This window comes from Streptomyces sp. TSRI0107 (genome assembly GCF_001905845.1).
Classification (GTDB): Bacteria; Actinomycetota; Actinomycetes; order Streptomycetales; family Streptomycetaceae; genus Streptomyces.
This window is the reverse complement of the sequence record NZ_LIVZ01000005.1, coordinates 1-18,114: the sequence shown is the minus strand read 5'-3', so window position 1 is coordinate 18,114 and position 18,114 is coordinate 1. Positions and strand designations below refer to the sequence as shown.

At 73.4% G+C, this 18,114-nt stretch carries 12 protein-coding genes; 2 read left to right on the top strand and 10 right to left on the bottom strand.

Annotated features, from left to right (window positions below):
• Positions 1-10 precede the first annotated feature (10 nt).
• The 5 genes from AMK31_RS40405 to AMK31_RS13825 all read right to left on the bottom strand — a co-directional run bounded on the left by AMK31_RS40405 (position 11) and on the right by AMK31_RS13825 (position 3,912).
• On the bottom strand, positions 11-220 hold the full coding sequence (locus AMK31_RS40405; RefSeq protein ID WP_143204234.1) for a hypothetical protein: 210 nt from the start codon (positions 218-220) through the stop codon (positions 11-13).
• Between the two features lie 136 nt (positions 221-356).
• Positions 357-680, bottom strand: a complete 324-nt coding sequence (locus AMK31_RS13840; RefSeq protein WP_073940805.1) for a hypothetical protein — start codon at positions 678-680, stop codon at positions 357-359.
• Positions 677-1,045, bottom strand: a complete 369-nt coding sequence (locus AMK31_RS13835) for a WhiB family transcriptional regulator (protein WP_020119791.1) — start codon at positions 1,043-1,045, stop codon at positions 677-679. The genes AMK31_RS13840 and AMK31_RS13835 overlap by 4 nt, the downstream gene beginning before the upstream one ends.
• 176 nt (positions 1,046-1,221) lie before the next feature.
• A complete protein-coding gene (locus tag AMK31_RS13830; RefSeq protein WP_073940804.1) occupies positions 1,222-1,551 on the bottom strand; it encodes a hypothetical protein in 330 nt (109 codons plus the stop codon).
• A 165-nt stretch (positions 1,552-1,716) separates the two neighbouring features.
• Positions 1,717-3,912 (bottom strand): ATP-dependent DNA helicase UvrD2, encoded by a 2,196-nt coding sequence (locus AMK31_RS13825; RefSeq protein WP_073940803.1) that lies wholly within the window; start codon positions 3,910-3,912, stop codon positions 1,717-1,719.
• A gap of 184 nt (positions 3,913-4,096) precedes the next feature.
• On the opposite strand from AMK31_RS13825, the gene AMK31_RS13820 reads away from it, so the two are divergent.
• Positions 4,097-4,339 (top strand): mycoredoxin, encoded by a 243-nt coding sequence (locus tag AMK31_RS13820; RefSeq protein WP_073940802.1) that lies wholly within the window; start codon positions 4,097-4,099, stop codon positions 4,337-4,339.
• Between the two features lie 101 nt (positions 4,340-4,440).
• Here the strand turns inward: AMK31_RS13820 and nudC are convergent, their stop codons facing one another.
• The 5 genes from nudC to AMK31_RS13795 all read right to left on the bottom strand — a co-directional run bounded on the left by nudC (position 4,441) and on the right by AMK31_RS13795 (position 15,146).
• Entirely contained in the window at positions 4,441-5,385 is a 945-nt protein-coding gene (nudC, locus tag AMK31_RS13815; RefSeq protein WP_073940801.1) for an NAD(+) diphosphatase, read from the bottom strand.
• A gap of 157 nt (positions 5,386-5,542) precedes the next feature.
• Positions 5,543-6,946 (bottom strand): dipeptidase, encoded by a 1,404-nt coding sequence (locus AMK31_RS13810; RefSeq protein ID WP_073940800.1) that lies wholly within the window; start codon positions 6,944-6,946, stop codon positions 5,543-5,545.
• Between the two features lie 10 nt (positions 6,947-6,956).
• The gene (locus AMK31_RS13805) at positions 6,957-10,550 is read right to left on the bottom strand and encodes an ATP-dependent helicase (RefSeq protein ID WP_073940799.1); all 3,594 of its coding nucleotides are present in this window, start codon (positions 10,548-10,550) and stop codon (positions 6,957-6,959) included.
• Between the two features lie 103 nt (positions 10,551-10,653).
• Positions 10,654-14,502 (bottom strand): UvrD-helicase domain-containing protein, encoded by a 3,849-nt coding sequence (locus tag AMK31_RS13800; RefSeq protein ID WP_073940798.1) that lies wholly within the window; start codon positions 14,500-14,502, stop codon positions 10,654-10,656.
• Between the two features lie 257 nt (positions 14,503-14,759).
• Entirely contained in the window at positions 14,760-15,146 is a 387-nt protein-coding gene (locus AMK31_RS13795) for an MGMT family protein (protein WP_073940797.1), read from the bottom strand.
• Positions 15,147-15,332: 186 nt separating this feature from the next.
• On the opposite strand from AMK31_RS13795, the gene AMK31_RS13790 reads away from it, so the two are divergent.
• Positions 15,333-18,062, top strand: coding sequence for a lysylphosphatidylglycerol synthase transmembrane domain-containing protein (locus AMK31_RS13790; protein ID WP_198948490.1), 2,730 nt, complete (start codon positions 15,333-15,335; stop codon positions 18,060-18,062).
• The last annotated feature ends 52 nt before the right edge of the window (positions 18,063-18,114 follow it).

Genomic DNA, 18,114 nt, shown 5'->3' with positions numbered 1-18,114 from the left:
CCGGTGACCGCTACCACCAGGCCGAGTCCAGCCGGCCCTCGATCGCTCTGAGGTTCCGTCGGGAGCAGGTGTCGCAGAAGTACTGGCGGACGCCGTTCTCCACGGAGCAGGTCCACGTCGGCTGCGGGCCGTTCGCCGGGGTGCCGCAGCGGGCGCACACGAGGGGCCCGGGCTCCTTGGCGGAGCCCCCGTCGTCACTGCCTCCGGAAAGACTCGTCACCTGGCGACGATAACGCCGTGGTCGGCCGATCCGCGGTCGCAACGCACCGCGGGGGCCGGTCCGTTCGGACGGACCGGCCCCCGCGGGGAGCTTTCGCCTCCCGGATCCGGGAGGCCGCCGCTTCGGGCGTGACGGGTTACTGCATGACGGCGAGGGCGAGCGCCCGGCGGGCGCGCAGCGAGGCGCGCTCGGCCCGGCGCTGCATCCGGCGAGCGGCGGCCAGGCTCACGGCCCGGCGCTCCCGCTGCGCCTCATGCAGGCGGTCGTGCATATGCGCACGAGCCAGGGCTTCTGGGATGAGTTGCATCTCTCGGTTCCTGTTCTGACGCGAGCCGATCGCGCCGGTGGTGGTGAAGTCTGTGGTTGCGGAGCCGGTGGGCTCGCTGGTGGACGGCTTCATCGGGGCCTGCTTCTGGGGGTCGTGCGTGAGGGGGCGGTCGATCGTTCCTGCGGTGTTCATGCCGTGACCGGGTTCTTGCGCGGGCGGCCACGCGGCCGCTTCCGGGCGACGACGACACCCTGGACGAACAGCTCGCCACCCCAGACGCCCCAGGGCTCACGCCGCTCCTTGGCGCCGGCGAGGCAGGCCTCCATCAGCGGGCAGGTGCGGCACAGCGACTTGGCGTACTCGACGTCGGCCGGCGACTCGGCGAAGAAGACCTCCGGGTCGTACGAGCGGCACGGGACGGGTACGCCGAGGTTCTCGATGGCGTCGTCGAGCGCGGTGAGCGCGGTGAGGGGGATCAAGGTGGAGTCCTCCGTGAGGCCGGGCGGGGGGATCGTTTCGGAAGGCGGTACGGACGGGGCGTGCGCTTCGAGTTGCACGGTTCGTCTTCCTCGTCTGGTCGTTCCGGTCGGGTGGACCGGTTGGCGGCTGGTACCGGGCTCTTGTTCCTGTCCCGAGGCCCCTTCGCTCTGTCATCCACGTTCGTGGACAAACAGAAGGGCCGCGGATCCCGGATGGGGTTCCGCGGCCCTGAAGGCGCCGGCCTGATCGCCGATCAGGCTGGATCACTCCAGGGTTCTGGCCCACGGAAGGCCCACATCAGGTGGTGCTGCGTCGTCTGCTGCGTCCGGAATCCGGCACCGGTCGCCGTAAAGGCATAGGCGTGTGCCCGGGCCTCTACTGCCGCTTCCAGTGCCTTGGTCGGTCGCTCATTGCGCTCGCGGACGGGAAGGCCCGCGAGAGACAGGGAGGACGCCGGACGGACGGCACGAATGCCGGACAGACCGGTGCCCTGGTCCGAGGCGCCGAGCATGCACAGGGAGGCGACGACCGAGCGATCGGTCATTTTCACGCTGCTGATGGAGCTGCTGTTGATGCTGATCACTGGACTCGCCTCCTCTCGGCGTCTCGGGGGACTGGGGTGAGCCAGTCCGACGGATATGCAAGTACAACACGGAATCGGGGCCTTCGAGAAGGCCGCCGTTCCCACGCCTAAGAACCTATGGGGATTGCTGGGGCATGCGCAAACTATTTTTTCGACGAGTTCGTATCAGTCGTCGTCTTCTCCCGAACCGACGTCCTGGCCTGCGCAGATCGCCAGTACATCGGCTCCGTAGCGGTTGAGCTTACGCACTCCGACGCCGGGGATGCGCGCCAGTTCGCGGTCGTCGTCGGGGACGGTCTCGGCGATCGCCATCAGCGTCTTGTCGGTGAAGACGCAGAACGCGGGCTGGCCACTGAGCCGTGCCTGGTCCGCGCGCCACTCGCGGAGCCGCTCGTACAGCCCCTCGTCCATGTCGGAGGGGCAGTCCTCGCAGCGCAGCAGCTTCAGCTCGCCGGCGTCGGTGAGGGTGCGTCCGCAGACCCGGCAGCGGGCGGGGGTGCGCTGGGTGCGTCGCGGGGCGGTCTCCGGCCGGCCGGAGAGACCGCGCTCGACGCCTCCGGAGCCGCCCGGCCCGCTGCGGCCGGCCGCGGTGCCGGAGCCGGGGCGCAGGCCGTCGAGGAACCGGCTGGGGCGGCGGTTGGGGCGGCCGCCGGGCGAGCGGGCGAGCGCCCAGGAGACGAACAGGCGGGAGCGGGCGCGGGTGACGCCCACGTAGAGGAGACGGCGCTCCTCCTCGATCTGCTCGTCGGTTCTGGCGTAGGTGATCGGCATCATGCCCTCGGCGACGCCGACCAGGAAGACGACGTCCCATTCCAGGCCCTTGGCCGAGTGCAGGGAGGCGAGGGTGACGCCCTGCACGGTGGGGGCGTGCTGGGCGTTCGCCCGCTCGTCGAGTTCGGCGACGAAGTCGGCGAGGGTGGCGGCGGGCTGCGCGGCGGCGAAGTCCTGCGCCAGGTTCACCAGGGCGGCCAGGGACTCCCAGCGCTCTCTGACGGCGCCGGAGCCGGCCGGCGGCTGGGGGGTCCAGCCGTCGGACGAGAGCACCGCGCGCACCTGGGAGGGCAGGTCGACGGCCTCGTCGAGGGCCGAGTCGTTGCCGCCGAAGCGGGCCGCGCCGCGCAGGGAGACACCGGCCTTGCGGACCTCGGGACGGTCGAAGAACCGCTCGGCGCCCCGCAGCTGGTAGGGGATGCCGACGTCGGCGAGGGCCTGCTCGTAGATCTCGGACTGGGCGTTGGTACGGAAGAGGACGGCGATCTCGGCGGCCGGGGTCCCGGAGTCGAGGAGGTCGCGGATGCGGCGGGCGGCGCCTTCGGCCTCGGCGGGTTCGTCGGTGTACTCGGTGTAGGCGGGTTCCGGGCCGGCAGGACGCTGGGAGACGAGTTCCAGCCGGTGGTCGGCGGCGCGGCCGCGGGCCTGGGCGAGCAGACCGTTGGCGAGGTGGACGACCTGGGGCGTGGAGCGGTAGTCGCGGACCAGCTTGACGACGGTGGCGCGGGGGTGCCTGTTGCGGAAGTCGAGCAGATGGTCGGGGGTTGCTCCCGTGAACGAATAGATCGTCTGGCTGGCGTCGCCGACCACGCACAGGTCGTCCCGGTCGCCGAGCCAGAGTTCCAGCAGGCGCTGCTGGAGGGGGCTGACGTCCTGGTACTCGTCGACGACGAAGTGCTGGTACTGGGCGCGTACCTGTTCGGCGATGTCCTGCCGGTCCTGGAGGATGGCGACGGTCAGCAGTAGGACGTCCTCGAAGTCGATGACCGCGCGGTTCCGCTTGAGGTCTTCGTAGGCCGAGTAGAGCTGGGCGATCTCGGCCGGGTCGCGGGGGGCCTCACGGCCGGCCTTCGCGGCTGCGAGCGCGTAGTCGGCGGGGACGGTCTGGGTGACCTTGGACCATTCGATCTCGGCGGTGACATCACGCAGCTCGTTGCGGTCGAGGCGGATGCGGCAGGCGGCGGCCGCGTCGGCGATGAGCTGGATCTTGCGGTCGACGAGCCGGGGCATCGAGCCACCGATCGCTTTCGGCCAGAAGTACTGGAGCTGCCGGAGCGCCGCGGAGTGGAAGGTGCGGGCCTGGACGCCGGTCGCTCCGAGCTGGCGGAGCCGGCCGCGCATCTCCCCGGCCGCACGGTTGGTGAAGGTGACGGCGAGCACGCTGGAGGGGTGCAGGATCCCGGCGCGCACCCCGTACGCGATGCGGTGGGTGATCGCCCGCGTCTTGCCCGTGCCCGCGCCGGCCAGCACGCACACGGGTCCGTGCAGCGCGGTGGCGACCTCGCGCTGCTCGGGGTCGAGCCCTTCGAGCACCGCGTCGGCAGAGTCCGGTGCCTGCGGGAAGAGGGGGGAGTGCGTTGCTGCTGTCACACAGCCATGCTGCCAGGTCGCCCGGGACCACCGAGCCGGTTGTCCACAGGCGGGACCTCGCAGTCGTATTAATCACCCGCAGGTTCCTGCCGGGGTGGGCGGGTGAGGGAATGATGGCGCTTTCAAGTACGTTCCCTCCTCAGCGACCACCCGTCCCCCGAGCCGCCGAAGGAGCGCGAAAGAGATGTCGGGCACTGTGACGATGTACAGCACCACGTGGTGTGGCTACTGCCGTCGGCTGAAGAGCCAGCTGGACCGCGAGGGCATCGCGTACAACGAGATCAACATCGAGCAGGACCCGGAATCCGCCGCGTTCGTGGAGAAGGCGAACGGCGGGAACCAGACGGTGCCGACCGTGCTGTTCGCCGACGGGTCCACGCTGACGAACCCGTCGCTGGCGCAGGTCAAGCAGAAGATCGGCGTGTGACGGTCGGCGCGTGATGATCAGCGCGTGACGGCGACGGCCGTACGGCTTTGTGAAGGCGGCCCCCGGGATGTCCCGGGGGCCGCCTTCTCGTTCCGGACGCGTCAGACGACGCTGCGCGTCGGCAGCGGCTTGCCGTACCACAGCTCGATCAGGCGGGCCGCGATCGAGATGCCGTAGGGCGGCAGCACCTCACCGGACTCGAAGGCGGCGCCCAGCTCGTCGCGGGAGAACCAGCGGGCCTCGCGGATCTCGTCGCCGTCGACGTCGATGTCGGTGGAGGTGGCGCGCGCCATGAAGCCGAGCATGAGGCTGGACGGGAACGGCCACGGCTGGCTGGCCACGTACTCGACCTCGCCGACGGTGACGCCGGCCTCCTCGAAGACCTCGCGGCGCACCGCCTGCTCGATGGACTCGCCGGGCTCGACGAATCCGGCGAGCGTGGAGAAGCGGCCCTCGGGCCAGTGGACCTGCCGGCCGAGGAGGATGCGGTCGTCCTCGTCGGTGACGGCCATGATCACGGCCGGGTCGGTGCGCGGGTAGTGCTCGGCGCCGCAGGCCGGGCAGCGGCGGATGTGGCCGGCCGCGGCGATCACGGTGCGCTCGCCGCAGCGGGAGCAGAAGCGGTGGGTGCGCTGCCAGTTCTCCAGGCCGACGGCGTGCACCATCAGTCCGGCGTCGCGCGGGGACAGCAGCAGGCCCGCCTCGCGCAGTCCGGCCGGGCGGGCGGACTGGTCGATGCGGCCGGGCAGGGCGTCCTTCTGCAGGGCGAAGTAGCTGACGCCGTCCTCGTCGATGCCGAGGAAGTAGCGGTGCGCCTCGGTGAGCGGGGCCTCGAAGGACGGGGTCATGACGAGTTCGGTACGGCCGTCCGCCGTCTCGTCGATGAGGACCTGGCCGCCGGAGACCACGAAGCAGCGGGTGGTGGGGTGGCTCCACGCCGCGGCGAGCCAGGCCTCGTCGAGCCGGTGGTGGGCGGCCCGGTCGACGCCGCTCGGGGCGGTGAGCGAGATGGGTCGGTCGGCGGTGAGGTCGGTCCAGGTGGTCACGAGTGCTTCCAACTCCCCCGGGTGCAGCGGTTTGTTTCGGCGGCGGTTCAACGGGTCGTACGGGCGGGAGGCGACCGGGTCCGGAAGGGCTCGGCGGTGCGGGAGGGCCTCTCCAGTGTGCCCCGCGCGGAACGGGGCTCCGGACGTCAGGGCGAGGTCAGGGAGCACGGCGCCAGTTCGCCGCCAGGTCGCCCCACAGGTACGCGCCGGCCTCGGCGCCCTTGAGGAGCAGATCGAGCTCGACCTTCTCGTTCGGGGCGTGCCAGCCGTCGGACGGGACGGAGATGCCCAGGAAGAGGACGGGCGCGCCGAGCACTTCCTGGAGGTCGGCGGCGGGCCCGGAGCCGCCCTCGCGGGTGAAGCGGACCGCCGTGCCGAAGGCGCGGCCCATGGCGCGGGCGACGGACCGCAGGGCCGGGTGGTCCAGCGGCGTCAGGCACGGGCGCGTGCCCGGGGAGAACGTGATCTCGTGGCGGATGCCCTCGGGCAGCCGGTCGGCGACCCATGCGCGGACGGCCTGCTCGACGCGGTCGAGGTCCTGGCCCGCGACCAGCCGGAACGACAGCTTCACCATCGCCGTGGACGGGATGATCGTCTTGCTGCCGGTGCCCTGGTAGCCGCCGCCGATGCCGTTGACCTCGGCGGTCGGGCGGGCCCAGACGCGCTCCAGGGTGGTGTAGCCGGCCTCGCCCTGGGCGGCGTGGGACTTCGCGGTGCGCAGCCACTGCGCCTCGTCGAAGGGCAGCTCGGCGAAGAGCTCTCGCTCGCGGTCGGTGAGCTCCACGACGCCGTCGTAGAAGCCGGGTATCGCCACGCGCCCCCGCTCGTCGTGCAGGGCGGCGACGAGGCGGGCGACGGCGGTCGCCGGGTTGGGCACGGCGCCGCCGAAGGAGCCGGAGTGGATGTCCTGGTCCGGGCCGTACAGCCGGATCTCGCACTCGGCGAGGCCGCGCATGCCGGTGCACACGGTGGGGGTGTCCTCGGACCACATGCCGGTGTCGGAGACGATCACGGCGTCGGCGGCGAGCCGCGCGGCGTGCTCCTCGACGAGCGCGCGGAAGTGCGGGGAGCCGGACTCCTCCTCGCCCTCGACCAGCAGCTTCAGATGGACGGCCGGGACGCTGCGGCCGGTGGCGGCGAGGTGGGCGCGCACACCGAGTGTGTGGAAGAACACCTGGCCCTTGTCGTCGGCGGCCCCGCGCGCGTAGAGCCGGTTCTCGCGGACGACGGGCTCGAAGGGTTCGCTGTCCCAGCCGTCCTCGCGGGCGGCGGGCTGCACGTCGTGATGGCCGTAGACGAGGACGGTCGGCGCGGCCGGGTCGTCGGAGGGCCACTCGGCGTAGACGGCCGGGGCGCCCGGGGTCTCCCAGACCTCGGCGGTCGGGAAACCGGTCTCCTTGAGCCTGTCGGCGAGCCAGTCGGCGCTGCGCCGTACGTCGTGCGCGTGGGCGGGCTGAGCGGACACCGACGGGATGCGCAGCCACTCGGCGAGGTCGTCGAGGAAGGCGGTGCGGTGCTGGTCGATGTACGTACGGACGGCGCTGTCCGGGGTCAGGCTCATGGCCACGAGCCTATCGGCCCGCGGTGACAGCCCGGTCGTGCGATTCGTCACCGGGCGGCTCGGGGGGCTCCTCCCGCAGCAGCCGCTCCAGGGCGTCGCGGCCCGGGAGAGCGGCGGGCCGTACGACCTCGCCGGTGCGGACGTACACGAACGCGGCCGTGACCGACTCCAGGGGGATCCTCTGCTGCTCGGCCCAGGCGAGCCGGTACACGGCGAGCTGGAGGGGGTCGCCGGAGTGCTCCTGGCCGGTCTTCCAGTCGACGATCTCGTACGTCGCCTCCGGGCCCTCGCCGTCCCGGTAGACGGCGTCGATACGGCCGCGGATCACCCGGCCGGCGACGGTGATCTGGAAAGGGGCCTCCACGCGGTGCGGTGTGCGACGGGCGTACTCGGTGCGTTCGAAGGCCTCCTTGAGGGCTTCGAGGTCGCGTTCGTCGGCGATCTCGGCGTCGCCGCCGGGCAGCTCGTCCGGTTCCAGCATGGGCAGGGTCAGCGCCTCGAAGCGGGACTCGACCCAGGCGTGGAAGCGGGTGCCGCGGCGGGCGGCGGGCTGCGGCGGGCGGGGCATGGGTCGGGCCAGCTCCTGGGCGAAGCCGTCCGGGTCGGCGGCCAGCCGCAGCAGCTGGGTCGCCGTCAGCGACGCGGGCAGCGGGACCTCCGTGACGCTCTCCCGGGCGCGCAGCAGCTCTCCGGTGAGGGCGTCCAGGTCGCGGTCCCAGGAGGCAACGATCCGGGCCTCTTCGGGCGTGAGGCGGGTGTCCCGCGCCCTGTCGTGGTCCGAGGGCGTCGCCTGGTGGGGGACGGTCGGACGCTGGGGGGTCCGGGCGTCCCAGTCGGCGGGGGCTTCGGGGGCGGGCGGGGTTTCGTCGAGGTGCGGTTCGTCCTCGTAGAGGCGTGCTTCGTCCTCGTGAGGGTGCGGCTGGTCCTCGTAGGGAACCTCGTCGTCCTCGTACGGAAGCGCGTCGTACGGAAGCGCGTCGTACGGAGGCTCGCCGTACGGCGGCTCGTCGTCCTCGTACGGCTCGTCGTACGGCGGCTCGTCCTCCTCGGGCGGCGAAGGCCAGTCCGGGTCCTCGAAGGTGTCGGGGTCGTGCGCGGCCGCGGCGAGGGCGTCGAGGTGGGCGAGGACCGTCTCGGCGGCCGCGCGGCGGCGGGCCAGGGCGGCCTCGTCCAGCGGCAGCGGCCAGGCCTGGTGGGCGGTTGCCTGGTGCAGGGCGGGGTTCTCCTCGCCCTCGGCGGGTTCGTCCGCCCAGACCTCGATCTCGCCGTGGCCGGCGGCGCAGTGGTCGTGGAGGGCCAGGAGGAAGTCGGAGGGGCCGCGGGGCTTCTTCTGGGTGGGGCCCCACCAGTGGCCGGAGCCGAGGAGCAGGGAGCGGGGGCGGGTGAAGGTGACGTAGCCGAGGCGCAGCTCCTCGGTGTGCTGGTGTTCCTTCATGGCCTCGTGGAAGGCCTTCATGCCGCGTGAGTCCCAGGCCTCGACGTCGGGCAGGGTGTCGGCGTCGCCGCGCAGCTCGTGCGGCAGCACCTTGGCCTGGGCGGTCCACTTCTCGCGGCCCTGGGCGCTGGGGAAGGTGCCGGTGACCAGGCCGGGGACGGCGACGACGTCCCACTCCAGGCCCTTGGACTTGTGCGCGGTGAGGACCTTGACGGTGTTCTCGCCGCCGGGCAGGGCGTTGTCGAGGCCCTTCTCGTATTGGGCGGCGGTGCGCAGGAAGCCCAGGAAGGCGAGGAGCGTGGCCTCGTTCTCGTTGGCGGCGAAGGACGCGGCGACGTCCAGGAAGTTGGACAGGGTCTCGCGGCGGCGGGCGGCCAGGGCGTGCGGGGACGCCGACAGCTCCACCTCCAGGCCGGTGACGGCGAGCACCCGGTGCAGTACGTCCATGAGCGGGTCGGCCAGGGAGCGCCGCAGGTCACGCAGCTCGGCGGCGAGGCGGGCGAAGCGCACGCGCGCGTCCGGCGAGAACGGCAGCCCGTCGTCGTCCCCGCCGCCCTGCAGCGGCGTCTCCAGGAACGTGTCGAGGGCGTCCGCGAGCGAGATCACCTCGGCGGGGTCGACGCCCTCCACGGCCTCGGCGAGCCGCCGGTCGGGGTCGTCGTCGGCGTCCACGCGCGCGTGGGCGACGAGCAGCCGGGCGCGCCGCCCGAGCAGGGCGAGGTCGCGCGGGCCGATGCGCCAGCGGGGGCCGGTGAGCAGCCGGACCAGGGAGGCGTTGGCGCCCGGGTCCTGGAGGACCTCGCAGACGGCGACCAGGTCGGCGACCTCGGGGAGGTGCAGCAGCCCGGAGAGACCGACCACCTCCACGGGTACGTCCCGGGCGACGAGCGCGCCCTGGATCTCGGCGAAGTCGGTCGCCGTGCGGCACAGGACCGCGATCTCGCCGGGGGCCTTCCCGGTGTTCACCAGGTGGGCGATGGAGTCGGCGATCCAGTCGATCTCCTCGGCGTGGGTGCGCAGCAGGGCGCAGCGGACGATGCCGTCGCGTTCGGCGCCGGGGGCCGGGCGCAGGGCCTCCACGCCCGCGTGCATGGCGCGCAGGGGCTCGGCGAGGCCGTTGGCGAGGTCGAGGAGGCGGCCGCCGCTGCGGCGGTTCTCGCTGAGCGCCTGGCGGGTGGCGGGGCGGCCGTCGGCGTGCGCGAAGTGCTCGGGGAAGTCGTCGAGGTTGGCGACGGAGGCGCCGCGCCAGCCGTAGATCGCCTGGCAGGGGTCGCCGACGGCGGTCACCGGGTGGCCGGTGCCGCCGCCGAACAGGCCGGCGAGGAGGACGCGCTGGGCGACCGAGGTGTCCTGGTACTCGTCGAGGAGCACCACGCGGAACTCGTCGCGCAGGAGACGGCCCACTTCGGGCAGCCGGCCGAGGCGGGCGGCGAGGGCGATCTGGTCGCCGAAGTCGAGCAGGTCCCGCTCTCGTTTCACGGCCCGGTAGCGCAGCACCAGCTCGGCGAGTTCGCGGCGGGCTGCGGCGGTCTCGGGGACCTTGCGCAGGTCGGCGTTGGTGAGTCTGGCGCCCTCGAGGGTGTGCAGCAGCCCGGCGTCCCAGGAGCGCAGGTCCTCGGGCCGCACCAGGTGCTCGGCGAGTTCCGAGTCGAGGGTGAGGAGGTCGCTGACCAGGTCGGCGAAGGAGCGGGTCAGCGCCGGGTACGGGCCCGGGGCTTCGCGCAGCACCCGCGCGGCCAGCTGGTAGCGGGTGGCGTCGGCGAGGAGGCGGGAGGTCGGTTCGAGGCCGATGCGCAGGCCGTGGTCGGTCAGCAGGCGGCCCGCGAAGGCGTGGTAAGTGGAGATCACCGGTTCGCCGGGCGGATTGTCCGGGTCGATGGTGTCGGGGTCGGTGACACCCGCCTTGACCAGCGCCGTGCGCACGCGCTCGGCGAGTTCGCCGGCGGCCTTGTTGGTGAAGGTGAGCCCGAGCACCTGTTCGGGCGCCACCTGGCCGGTACCGACCAGCCACACCACGCGGGCCGCCATCACCGTGGTCTTGCCGGAGCCGGCTCCGGCCACGATCACCTGCGGGGCGGGCGGCGCGATGATGCAGGCCGTCTGCTCCGGGGTGAACGGGATGCCGAGAAGCTCCTTGAGCTGCTCGGGGTCGGTGATACGTGCGGGCACCTCAGAGAGGCTAGCGGCGGGCACTGACAGTCGAGGCCGGATCACCCCAGCGGGCCGGAAGAAGCGCAGGTCAGCCCGGGTGGTGCGGCTCGTCACACCCGGTTCACTCGACCACGTGGCGGCCTTCGGGCCGGGCGCTGCACGACGCCCGGAACGCGCAGTGCGTGCAGTGCTGGCCGGTGGTCGGGGCGAACCGCTCGTCGAGCACCTTGCCGGCGGCCGTGGCGAGCAGCTCGCCGACCCACTGCCCCTCCAGGGGCTCCTGGGCCTGCACCTTCGGCAGGCTCTCCCCGCCGTCCCGTTTGGCGGCGCCCTGCCGCAGCTGGACGAGTTCGGCGCCGCCCGGCTCGGGACGCACCCCGTCGAAGACGTCGTCGACGGCGCCCTCGGTGACGGCGAGCTGGTAAACGGCGAGCTGGGGGTGGCGGGCCACCTCGGCGGAGCTGGGCGCCTGCTTGCCCGTCTTGAAGTCGACGACATAGGCGCGGCCCTCGCCGTCCGCCTCCACGCGGTCCATCTGGCCGCGGATGCGGACCTCGTAGTCACCCGCCTCCAGGGTGACGTCGAAGTCGTGCTCGCTGGCCACCGGGGTGCGCCCGGTGCGGTCCATGACGTGCCACTCAAGGAAGCGTTCGAGCGCTACGCGCGCGTGCTGCTTCTCCTGTGCCGACTTCCACGGCGCGTCGAACGCGAGCGCGTCCCACACGGAGTCGAGGCGTTCCATGAGGACGTCGAGGTCGGCCGGGGTGCGCCCGGAGGCAACCTCGTCGGCGAGGACGTGCACCACGTTGCCGAAGCCCTGGGCGGCGGTGGCCGGGGCGTCCGCCTTCACCTCGCGGCCGAGGAACCACTGCAGGGCGCAGGTGTTGGCGAGCTGGTCGAGGGCGCTGCCGGACAGCACGACGGGCTGGTCCCGGTGGCGCAGCGGCACCTTGCTCTCGGTCGGGTCGAACATGCCCCACCAGCGGTACGGGTGCGCGGAGGGCACCAGGGGGCGGCCGTCCTCGTCGGTGAGCGCCGCGAGCCGGGCCAGCCGGCGGGCGGCGGCCTCCCGCAGGGTGTCCGACACGCGCGGGTCGACGGTCGTGGCGCGCAGTTCCGCGACCAGCGCGGCGACGGAGAGCGGGCGGCGCGGGCGGCCGGTGACGTCCCTGGGCTCGACGCCGAGTTCGGTCAGGAACCGGGACGGCTGGTCGCCGTCGTCCGCCGGGGCCTTCACCGCGGTGACGACGAGCCGTTCCCGCGCGCGCGTGGCGGCGACGTAGAACAGGCGACGTTCCTCGGCGAGCAGGGCGCCCGGGGTGAGCGGTTCGGCGAGTCCGTCGCGGCCGATGCGGTCGGCCTCCAGCAGGGAGCCGCGGCGGCGCAGGTCCGGCCACAGGCCCTCCTGGACGCCGGCCACGACGACCAGCCGCCATTCCAGGCCCTTGGCGCGGTGCGCGGTCATCAGGCGCACGGCGTCGGGGCGCAGGGCGCGCCGCGTGAGGGTGTCGGCGGCGATGTCCTCCGCCTCGATCTGCTCCAGGAAGTTCAGGGCGCCCCGCCCGCCGGTGCGCTCCTCCGCGCGGGCCGCCGTCGCGAACAGCGCGCAGACGGCGTCCAGGTCGCGGTCGGCGTTGCGGCCTGCGGCGCCGCCGCGCCGGGCGGCCCGCTCCAGGCGGCCGGGCCAGGGCGTGCCGACCCAGAGGTCCCACAGCGCCTCCTCGGCCGTGCCGCCGCCCGCGAGGCGCTCGCGCGCCGTGCGCAGCAGCGCGCCGAGACGCTGGGCTCCGCGCGCGTACGCCGGGTCGTGCGCCACCAAACGCTCGGGTTCGGCGAGCGCCTGCGTCAGCAGTTCGTCCGAGGGCGGCGGTACGGGGTTGCCGGCGGCGCGCTCCTCGTCGCGCAGCGCGCGGCCCAGGCGACGCAGGTCGGCGGCGTCCATGCCGGCGAGGGGCGAGGCGAGGAGGGTGAGGGCGGTCTCGGTGTCCAGCCAGCAGGGCTCCTCCGGGGCCTCCGCGTCATCCGGGCCGGTCCGTCGGGGTCCGGTTTCCGGATCGGCTTCCTCGGGCACGCCGACTGCGGACTCGGCCTCCGGGGCGGCCGTCTCGGGCCCGTCGGCAGCGGACTCGGCCTCCGGGGCGGCCTTCTCGGACCCGTCGGCAGCAGAGCCGTCGGCCCGTGGACCGGCGTCCTCCTCCGGAACGCCCTCTACGGCCCCGGCCGCCGCGTCGGCCGTCCCGGGCACGCCCGCTGCCGAACCGCCGGCCTCCGGGGCGACCGGCTCGGAGCCATCCGCAGCAGGGCCACCGGCCTCCGGGTCAGCCTGCTCGGACCCGTCGCCAGCAGAACCGCCAGCCCCCGGAGCGGGCTTCTCGGACCCGCCGTCAGCAGAACCGCCAGCCCCCGCGTCAGCCGTCCCGGAACCGCCGACAGCGGAACCCCCAGCCTCCGCGTCGGCCGTCCCGGACCCGTCGGCAGCGGAGCCGTCGGCCCCCGCATCAGCCTGCCCGGCCACACCCGCTGCGGAAGCGCCGCCCCCCGGACGGGCCTCCCCGGGAGCACCCGCCGCGGCCCCGGCCTCCGCCGTGGCCACCGCCCGCAGTGCCGTCAGCAGCGGCGCCACCGCCGGCTCGTGCCGGAGGGGGAGGTCGTCGCCGTCGACGTCGAGCGGGACGCCCGCCGAGGTGAGGGCGCGGCGGACCGCCGGGATGGTGCGGGAGCCGGCGCGTACGAGGACGGCCATGTCGCTCCAGGGGACGCCGTCCTCCAGATGGGCCCGGCGCAGGATGTCGGCGATGTTGTCCAGCTCGGTGCCGGGTGTCGGGTAGGTGTACACCTCCACGCGGCCGCCGTCCCGCACCGGGGTGAGCTCGCGGTGGGCGCGCACCTTGTCGGCGGGGAGGCGGGTCAGCGGCATGCGCTGGGTCAGCAGCCGGGTGGCGGCCAGCAGGCCGGCCCCGGAGCGGCGGGAGGTGCGCAGGACCTCGACCGGCGCCGGGCGGCCGTCCGCGCGGGGGAAGGCGTGCGGGAAGTCGAGGATGCCGTTCACGTCCGCGCCGCGGAAGGTGTAGATCGACTGGTCGGGGTCGCCGAAGGCGACGAGCGTGCGGCCACCGCCGGCGAGCGCGTGCAGCAGCCGTACCTGCGCGGGGTCGGTGTCCTGGTACTCGTCCACGAACACCGCGTCGTACTGCGCGGCGAGCCGCCCGGCCACCTCGGGGCGGCGGGCGAGCAGCACCGCGCGGTGGACGAGTTCGGCGTAGTCGATGACTCCTTGCAGGTCGAGGACGTCGAGGTACTCGGCGAGGAAGGCGGCCGCGGCCCGCCAGTCGGGGCGGCCGATGCGCCGGGCGAAGGCGTCCAGGGCGGCCGGGTCGAGGCCCAGCTCGCGGCTGCGGGCGAGGACCGCGCGGACCTCGTCGGCGAAGCCGCGGGTGGTCAGGCAGGCGCGCAGTTCGTCCGGCCACCGCACGTGGGCGAGACCGCGCCGCTCCAGGTCCGGCTGGCCGGCGAGCAGTTCGCGGACGGCGACGTCCTGCTCGGGGCCGGACAGCAGCCGCAGCGGCTCGACGAACAGGTCGCTGTCCTGGTGGGCGCGGACCAGGGCGTAGCTGAACGAGTGGAAGGTGGTCGCCCGGGGTGCGCGGGCGGCGCCGATGCGCAGGGCCATGCGGTCGCGCAGTTCGACGGCGGCCTTGCGGCTGAAGGTGAGCACCAGGAGGCGTTCGGGGTCCGCTCCGCGGGCGATCCGCGCGGCCACGGACTCCACCAGCGTGGTGGTCTTGCCGGTGCCCGGACCGGCGAGGACCAGCAGCGGGCCGGACCGGTGGTCAACCACGGCGCGCTGTCCGGCGTCCAGGAGAGGGGGATCCGGTCGGACGGGAAGGGTACGGACGAGCCGGTAAGCGCCACGGTTCCCCTGTCGCACCGCGGGGTGCGACAGGCGCCTGGTGGAGGAAGAGGAGCTCACGTGGTTCGCCGGTCCTGGTGGGTGTGCTTGGATGCCGATCGCCGTACGGGGACGGCGGTGGCCGCGGGGTGAGGGGGACGCGTGGACCCGACGCTACGCCGACGGCCGGGGTGGAAGCAGGGCTTCCGGTTGTTCCCTCGGGGCTCAGCGGACCCGTGCGTCCCTTTGCCCTCGAACGTACGTCATGTCACGGAAGTGCCCTGTTTCCCCCGTACGGATCAGGCGTCCCCCACGCGGGCCGCCGATGGCGGAAGCTGTCAGGTGTGACCCTTCGCGCGTTCGCCGCCGTCCCACCGCGCGCGCCGCATGTCGACGCGCGGCAGGTGGCCCTCCGCGGCCCGGCTCGCCCCCTTCAGGGGCGTGCCCTCCGCGCGGTAGTGGGCCAGAGCCTCCAGCTCGTGGCCCGGGAGCAGGTGTCCGTCCGCGCGGACGACCCGCCACCAGGGGACCGCTCCCCCGTAGAGCGCCATCACGCGGCCGACCTGGCGAGGCCCGCCCTCCTCCAGCCACTCGGCGACATCGCCGTAGGTCATGACGCGCCCGGGCGGGATCATCTCCGTGACGTCGAGCACCCGCTCGGCGTACTCCGGCAGGGCGTCGGAGTGCTCCGCGCGGGCGTCCTCGGGAAGGCTGTCCTCGCTCATTCGCCCCATCCTGCCGCATGCCGCCGACAAAGTGACGGAGTCGCGACAGTGCGTGACCCTCGCCCTGGAGCGGCGCTTCGGGCAGACTGTGCGACCCCGCGTTTGCACCCTGATGCCCCCGTGTGTCGGTGGAGCATGCCACCATCGTGCGGGCGGTGACTGGTGATACGAGATCAAGAAGAGACGATGAAGCAGCAGGGTGTGCACCCGGAGGACGCGGACAGCACCTCTGATGCCTCGTCGCGCCCGGACGAGCGCCCGGGCGAGGATGCGCAGGCGAACACCCCGCCGGATCCCGACCGCACGGACCCCGAGGCGCACACCGACGAGGTGGAGGGCGACGAACCGCTCCTCCCCGCGCGCGTGCACCGCCCGTCGGACCTGATGCGCCTCCTGGTGGGCGTGCTCGCCGTCGCCGTGCTGCTCGCCGTCGCGGCGTTCGCGCACGGCACCACCTCGGGCCTCGAACAGGACATCACCAAGGGCACCGGCCAGGCACCCGACCTGCTCATCAAGATCGCGGGACTGGCGTCCAGCATCGCGATCCTGCTGGTGCCGGTCGCGTTCGCGATCGAACGGCTGATCAAACGGGACGGGCTGCGCATCGCAGACGGCGTGCTCGCCGCGGTCCTCGCGCACGGTGTGACTCTCGCCACCGACCTATGGGTCGCCAAGGCCGCCCCGGACTCCATCCAGGAGGCCCTGACCCAGCCGTCCCCCGGTGACATCCACGCCCTGACCGACCCGGTCCACGGCTACCTCGCGCCCGTCATCGCGTACATGACGGCCGTCGGCATGTCCCGCAGACCTCGCTGGCGCGCGGTGCTGTGGATCGTGCTGCTCCTCGACGCGTTCTCGATGCTGGTCACCGGCTACACCACGCCGTTCTCGATCATCCTGACCGTGCTGATCGGCTGGACCGTGGCCTACGGCACCCTGTACGCCGTCGGCTCCCCCAACGTCCGCCCCACCGGGCGCACGCTGATGGCGGGCCTGCGGACCGTCGGATTCCGCCCGGTGAGCGCGGCCCGCGAGGAGACCGCGGACACGCCGGACGGCGGCGACCGCGGCCGGCGCTACTTCGTCACCCTGGAGGACGGCCCGCCCCTGGACGTCACGGTCGTCGACCGCGAACAGCAGGCACAGGGCTTCTTCTACCGCGTGTGGCGCAACCTGACCCTGCGCGGCATCGCCACCCGCCGCAGCCTCCAGTCGCTGCGCCAGGCCCTGGAGCAGGAGGCCCTGCTCGCCTACGCCGCCATCGCGGCCGGCGCCAACGCGCCCAAGCTGATCGCCACCTCCGAGCTGGGCCCCGACGCGGTGATGCTCGTCTACGAGCACACCGGCGGCCGCACCCTGGACTCCCTGGCGGACGAGGAGATCACCGACGAACTGCTGCAGCACACCTGGCAGCAGGTGCGGGCGCTGCAGTCGCGCCGGATCGCGCACCGCAGGCTCGCGGGCGACGCGATTCTGGTGGATCGTTCCGGCACGGTGATCCTCACCGATCTGCGCGGCGGCGAGATCGCGGCCGGCGATCTGCTGCTGCGCATGGACATCGCCCAGCTGATGACGACGCTCGCCCTGCGCGTGGGCGCCGAACGCGCGGTCGCCTCGGCGGTGGACGTGCTGGGGCCCGACGCGGTCGCCGACTGTCTGCCGATGCTCCAGCCGATCGCCCTGACCCGGACCACCCGCGCGACCCTGCGCCGACTGGCCCGGGAGCGGGCCGAGCGCGAGCGTGAGGCGGTCCTGGAGGCCTCCCGGCAGGCCAAGCTGGCCCGCGCGGAGGCCGCCGGCGGCGAGGAGGCCGTCGTCGCCCTGGAGAAGCCCGGCAAGAAGGCCGTACGCGCGCAGGCGCGGGCCGAGAAGCGGGCCATGGACGAGGCGCTGGACGAGGCGCGCGAGGAGGACCCGCTCACCCAGATCCGGCACGAGGTGCTCCGGATCCGGCCGCAGGCGCCCGTGGAGCCGGTCCGCCTGGAGCGGGTGCGGCCCCGCACGCTGATCAGTTTCATCGCCGGTGCCATCGGCGCGTACTTCCTGCTCACGCAGCTCACCCACATCGAGTTCGGCCCGCTCGTGGCCAACGCCGAGTGGGGCTGGGTGGCGGCGGCGGTGCTGTTCTCGGCGCTGAGCTATGTCGCCGCGGCGATGAGCCTGCTGGGCTTCGTGCCGGAGCGGGTGCCCTTCCCGCGGACCGTGGCGGCGCAGGTCGCCGGGTCGTTCGTGAAGATCGTGGCGCCGGCCGCGGTGGGCGGTGTCGCCCTCAACACGCGGTTCCTGCAGCGTTCCGGGGTGCGGCCGGGGCTCGCGGTGGCCAGTGTCGGCGCCTCGCAGTTGTTCGGGCTCGGCTGCCACATCCTGATGCTGCTGTCCTTCGGCTATCTGACCGGTACCGAGAAGACGCCGTCGCTGTCGCCGTCCCGGACGGTCATCGCGGGTCTGCTGACGGTGGCGGTGCTGGTGCTCGTGGTGACCTCGGTGCCGTTCCTGCGGAAATTCGTCGTCACGCGCGTGAGGTCGCTTTTCGCGGGCGTCGTGCCGCGCATGCTGGACGTGCTCCAGCGGCCGCAGAAGCTGCTCACCGGCATCGGCGGCATGCTGCTGCTCACCGCCTGCTTCGTGATGTGCCTGGACGCGTCGATCCGCGCGTTCGGCGACGAGACCACGTCGATCAGCATCGCCAGCGTCGCCGTCGTGTTCCTCGCGGGCAACGCGCTCGGCTCCGCGGCGCCCACGCCCGGCGGTGTGGGCGCGGTCGAGGCGACCCTCACGGTCGGTCTGATCGCCGTCGGGCTGCCCAGCGAGGTCGCCGCCCCCGCCGTCCTGCTGTTCCGTCTGCTGACGCTGTGGCTGCCGGTGCTGCCGGGCTGGCTGGCCTTCAACCACCTCACCCGCAAGGGCGCCCTCTAGGGGGTGTCCGCAAAGTCAGGGCAGCCAGATTCGTAGGCAGGCGATGGTGACC

What these genes read in the sequence shown, in the direction of transcription:
- AMK31_RS13840 (WP_073940805.1), bottom strand. Translation starts at nt 680, where the DNA reads ATGAACACCGCAGGAACGATCGACCGCCCCCTCACGCACGACCCCCAG.
- AMK31_RS13820 (WP_073940802.1), top strand. Translation starts at nt 4,097, where the DNA reads ATGTCGGGCACTGTGACGATGTACAGCACCACGTGGTGTGGCTACTGC.
- AMK31_RS13810 (WP_073940800.1), bottom strand. Translation starts at nt 6,946, where the DNA reads ATGAGCCTGACCCCGGACAGCGCCGTCCGTACGTACATCGACCAGCAC.
- AMK31_RS13795 (WP_073940797.1), bottom strand. Translation starts at nt 15,146, where the DNA reads ATGAGCGAGGACAGCCTTCCCGAGGACGCCCGCGCGGAGCACTCCGAC.
- AMK31_RS13790 (WP_198948490.1), top strand. Translation starts at nt 15,333, where the DNA reads ATGAAGCAGCAGGGTGTGCACCCGGAGGACGCGGACAGCACCTCTGAT.